Origin of the sequence: Occallatibacter sp. (genome assembly GCF_049510455.1) — a bacterium.
Lineage (GTDB): Bacteria > Acidobacteriota > Terriglobia > Terriglobales > Acidobacteriaceae > Telmatobacter.
Window position 1 is genome coordinate 1 of the sequence record NZ_JBEKYX010000174.1, and the last position, 4,378, is coordinate 4,378.

The window sequence follows — 4,378 nt, forward strand, 5'->3', positions numbered from 1 at the left end:
TGGTGGCCAGAGACGGGATCGAACCGCCGACGCCGGCCTTTTCAGGGCCGCGCTCTACCACTGAGCTATCTGGCCTCAGTGCAAATTTGAGTTGCAATTCCTGTGAGGGAGTCCGGCCAAAATCGAATCGTAGCCGGATCAGGTGGGAAGTTCCTCGGACAGCGCTGCAACAACCTGTTCAGTATAACAAGCCTTCGCCCTGCGGCCAAACACGATTCATCTGCTCATATATCAAATTTTGCGCTGATGGCCACGCCGCTGTCCTACACTGAAGTGCGATGCGCCTCCTTACAGCCAGCTTCTCGCTTCTCTGCCTGATTCCTGCGGCCGCTGTTGCGGCCCCACCTGCGGCAAAAGCCGCCCCCGCGGCTGAACAGCGCGCTGCGCGGGCTTATGAAACTGCGGTAAAAGAAGGCCCTTTGTCCGCGCTTGCCTTTCTCGCACAGTTTCCCAAGGGTGCTGATCTGCATGTGCATCTCTCCGGCGCGGTCTATGCTGAAACCTTCATCCGCAACGCCGCCGAGGATGGCATCTGCGTCGATCCGGCAGCGCTTCAATTTGCGAAGCCTCCCTGTGCTGCTCCGCTTGTGCCCGCAACGCGCCTCAGCGGGAATATCACCCCTGCCGATCAGGATCTTTACGACCGGCTCATCAATTCCTTTTCGATGCGCAGCTTTGTTCCCACATCCGGATTCAGCGGCCATGATCAGTTCTTTGCCACCTTTGCGCGCTTTGGCGGATTGGACAAGCGGCATGGCGGCGAGTGGGTGGACGAGGTGGCCAGCCGCGCCGCCGCGCAGAACCAGCAATACCTGGAGCTGATGGATACGCCACCCTTTGGGCACGCCGCGCAAATCTCGCAGCAGATCACCATTGATCGGCTGCATCCGGACTTTGCCGCGTACCGCGAAACACTGCTCAAGGCAAATCTGCGCGATGAGGTTGCACCCGACATGGAGCGCCCGCGTGCAATGGAGACAAGCCGCCACGAACTGGAACACTGTGGCACGCCGCAAGCCGCTCTTGCATGCAATGTCGAGGTCCGCTACATCTACCAGGTCCTGCGCGGCTTTGCGCCGGAGCAGGTCTTTGCGCAAACACTTCTAGGCTTTGAGACTGTGCAGGCCAGCATCGCTGCGGGCGAGCCGGGTTTCATCGGTATCAACTTCGTCCAACCCGAAGACGGCTTCATCTCCATGCGCGATTACACGCTGCAGATGAAGATGATTGAGTATCTGCGCTCCGTTTATCCCGCCGTGCACATCAGCCTGCATGCGGGCGAGCTGGCTCCAGGTCAGGTTCCGCCAGAGGGATTGCGATTTCACATCCGTCAGGCCGTGGAGTTGGCCCACGCTGAGCGCATCGGCCACGGTGTCGATGTCTTCTTTGAGGACAACGCTCAGGAGCTGCTCAAAGAGATGGCTGCAAAGCACATCATGGTCGAGATCAACCTCAGCTCCAATGATGGTATTCTCGGCATCGCCGGCGCGCAGCATCCTTTTCCGTACTACCGCGCCGCGCATGTGCCTGTTGCGCTTTCTACGGATGATGAGGGCGTGAGCCGCATCGATCTCACGAACGAATACGTGCGCGCCGCGCTCGATTACCGCCTCACCTATGCCGATCTAAAGCAACTTGCGCGCACCGGCATGGAACACAACTTCCTGCCCGGCGCCAGCCTGTGGGCCTCGATGGATGTTTTCACCGCTCCGGTATCTGCCTGCAAAGGACAGACGCTGGGTGGAGACAACGCTTCTGCGGCCTGCAAAACATTTCTCGCAGGCAGCCAAAAGGCCACAGCGCAGTGGGAGCAGGAGCGCCGCTTCCGCGCCTTTGAAGCAAAGTTCTGATCGGACTGACGTGGTCCGCCGGTGGTAGAGTGAGTGGGCTTATGAACCGGCGCTCATTCCTCCTCCGAACCGGCGCAGCCGCGGCAACCGCGGCCGCATGGCCTGCACATAGCTTCCCGCTCAGCGCAGCATCCTCTGCGTTGCGTCTTACTGAGCGCTCGGTTGAGACCCGCATCCCGCTCACCTATACGGGTTTGAGCTTTGAGCTTGCGCAGCTCAGCGAGCCTGAGTTTTTCTCCGCCGCAAGTACGAGCCTCATTGCGCATTGCCGCACGCTCAGCGCCAATGGCGTGCTGCGCATTGGCGGCAACAGCAGCGAGTTCTGCTGGTTTCAGGCAGATGCCTCCACGCCCGAGCCGAAACTTCACGTGCCATCCGGCGACCTGAACGCCAACTGGATGCCGCATCGGCTCTTCCGCATCACGCCGCAGGCCGTTGATAACCTCGCGGGCTTTCTCAAAGCCACCGGCTGGCGCATCATCTACGGAATTAACTTCGGCAACAACACGCCTGAGCGCGCCGCTACGGAAGCTGCGTATGTCGCGTCAAAACTGTCGGGCTATCTTGAATACTTCCAGATCGGCAATGAACCGGACCTTTATCGCTCGGCCTCAAACGGCACGCGCCCACCGGGATGGGACTTTGACGACTACGCGCGCGAGTGGGCGGGCTTTGCACGCGCGATTCTGGCAAAGGTTCCGAATGCGAAATTCGCCGGGCCGGATGTGGCTGGGTCATCGGACTGGGTTACGCGCTTCGGCGAGCGCATGACAGTTGAGTTGCCGGGAAAGATCGTAGCCGTCACCGGTCACTACTACGCCTCGGGCCCGCCCAACGATCCCCGCGTCACCATCGAGCACTTGCTGCGTGGCAATCCGAAGATCGCCGACGACATGAAGCGCATTGAAGCCATCACGCAGCCGCGCGGGATCGTCTATCGCATGACGGAAGGCAACTCCTGTTATCGCGGCGGCAAGCCCGGCATGAGTGACGCATTCGCCTCCGCACTCTGGGCCGGCGATTACATGCTGGAGCTGGCCTCGTTCGGCTGCAGCGGCGTCAACTTTCATGGCGGCAGCGGAGCTTTCCTGAGCGCCAGCCTCGGCGACCACACTCCCGGCATGGACGTGGCCAAGAAGCCGCAAACCATGCGCGCGGGCTATTACACGCCCATTCGCGTGGAGCCGGGCACGCCGGTGAAGGCTATGCCGATTTTCTACGGCATGATGATGGCAAACCAGCTTACAGGCGGCACGCTGCTCGATGCCAGCCTTGACGTGAATGGCGTGAATGCCACAGCCTACGCCGCCAGGGTCGGAAAGACGATCAAGATCGCTATCTTCAATAAGGATGCTGCTCAGCCGCTTGATCTTGCCATTCAGTCGCCGCAACGCATCCGCTCCGCAAGCGCCTCCTGGCGGTTGCAGGCCTCGGCGCTCGACGCCACGGAAAGCGTAACCCTCGCCGGCGCTGAAGTTGATCCACAAGCTTACTGGAGCGCGCGGACTACCGAACGGCTCGAAGTGAATGGCTCATCAGCGCAGATTCATGTGCCTGCCGCAAGTGGTGCGCTGGTGCTGCTGGAAATCTAGGCTTGCACTTTATTTAATTGTAGCTACAATTAAGCTGTGTACGTCTGGGATGAGACCAAGCGCAAATCGAATCTGGAGAAGCACGGTCTTGATTTCAAAGAGGCTTGGATGGCGGATGAAAACCCCGATAAGTCCACCTACGATACCAGCTGGCCAGGAGAGCATAGGCGGATGGATATTGCTCTCGCTGAAATACATGGACGGGTGTTGACTCTGATTTATACCGAGCGCGGTGAAGATGTGAGGATTATCTCCTTTCGCCGGGCAAGTCGTCAGGAGCGCGATCTATATGAAAAAGACCAAGAGTGAAAGCGATTGGAATCGTGTACTGGCCATAAAGGACAGCGATACGATTCCCTATGATCCAGAAGATGGGCCATATGATCCGAATGATGCGGAGGCTACACGGGCATGGCTTCTGAGTGCCAATGTGACCCGCCACGGCAAAGTGGTGCGGCGCGGCAAGCGCGGTCCTCAGAAGACTCCGACAAAGAAGCTGGTCTCGCTTCGACTCTCGCCGGAAGTCATTGAACACTTCAAAGCTGGTGGGCCGGGGTGGCAGACTCGGATTGACTCCGTGCTGACGGATGCGATCAGAAAGAGGGCATAGTTGTACCGAGATCTTTGCGCGCCTCCGTTTTCAATCAAAAGCAAAAGCGCAAGTATCCATCACGTACCTCAGCATATTTGCTCCGACAACTCTCACGACCAGCCGAGTCAGTTTCAATTTGTGCATCAAATCCCTGCAGGAATTCGGCAGCTATAGCTGCGATTCTGACAAACTTATCAAATTCATCAACGGCTTCCTGCCGATCTAGTACTACAGTTGTAGATAAGTGGTAGTCTGATGGTGCTCTGGGCGTGGTTCTCCGGCGTTGGCGATGGAGAGGCGATTATCCGGCTGGAAGCGTGAGTTGTTGCGGTCGCACGATCGCA

The 4,378-nt window shown here is 58.6% G+C and carries 4 protein-coding genes and 1 tRNA gene; 4 read left to right on the forward strand and 1 reads right to left on the reverse strand.

The features are described 5' to 3' along the window. Window positions 1-75, reverse strand: a tRNA-Phe gene (locus tag ABSG47_RS20360). A gap of 203 nt (window positions 76-278) precedes the next feature. Between ABSG47_RS20360 and ABSG47_RS20365 the strand changes: the two genes are divergently transcribed. The 4 genes from ABSG47_RS20365 to ABSG47_RS20380 are packed head-to-tail and all read left to right on the forward strand — an operon-like array spanning window position 279 to window position 4,052. Next, window positions 279-1,850, forward strand: a complete 1,572-nt coding sequence (locus ABSG47_RS20365) for an adenosine deaminase family protein (protein WP_424172241.1) — start codon at window positions 279-281, stop codon at window positions 1,848-1,850. Between the two features lie 41 nt (window positions 1,851-1,891). Continuing rightward, window positions 1,892-3,442 (forward strand): hypothetical protein, encoded by a 1,551-nt coding sequence (locus tag ABSG47_RS20370; RefSeq protein ID WP_424172244.1) that lies wholly within the window; start codon window positions 1,892-1,894, stop codon window positions 3,440-3,442. Between the two features lie 36 nt (window positions 3,443-3,478). Continuing rightward, a complete protein-coding gene (locus ABSG47_RS20375; protein WP_424172247.1) occupies window positions 3,479-3,751 on the forward strand; it encodes a BrnT family toxin in 273 nt (90 codons plus the stop codon). Beyond that, entirely contained in the window at window positions 3,732-4,052 is a 321-nt protein-coding gene (locus ABSG47_RS20380) for a BrnA antitoxin family protein (RefSeq protein ID WP_424172250.1), read from the forward strand. Before ABSG47_RS20375 ends, ABSG47_RS20380 begins: the two co-directional genes overlap by 20 nt. The last annotated feature ends 326 nt before the right edge of the window (window positions 4,053-4,378 follow it).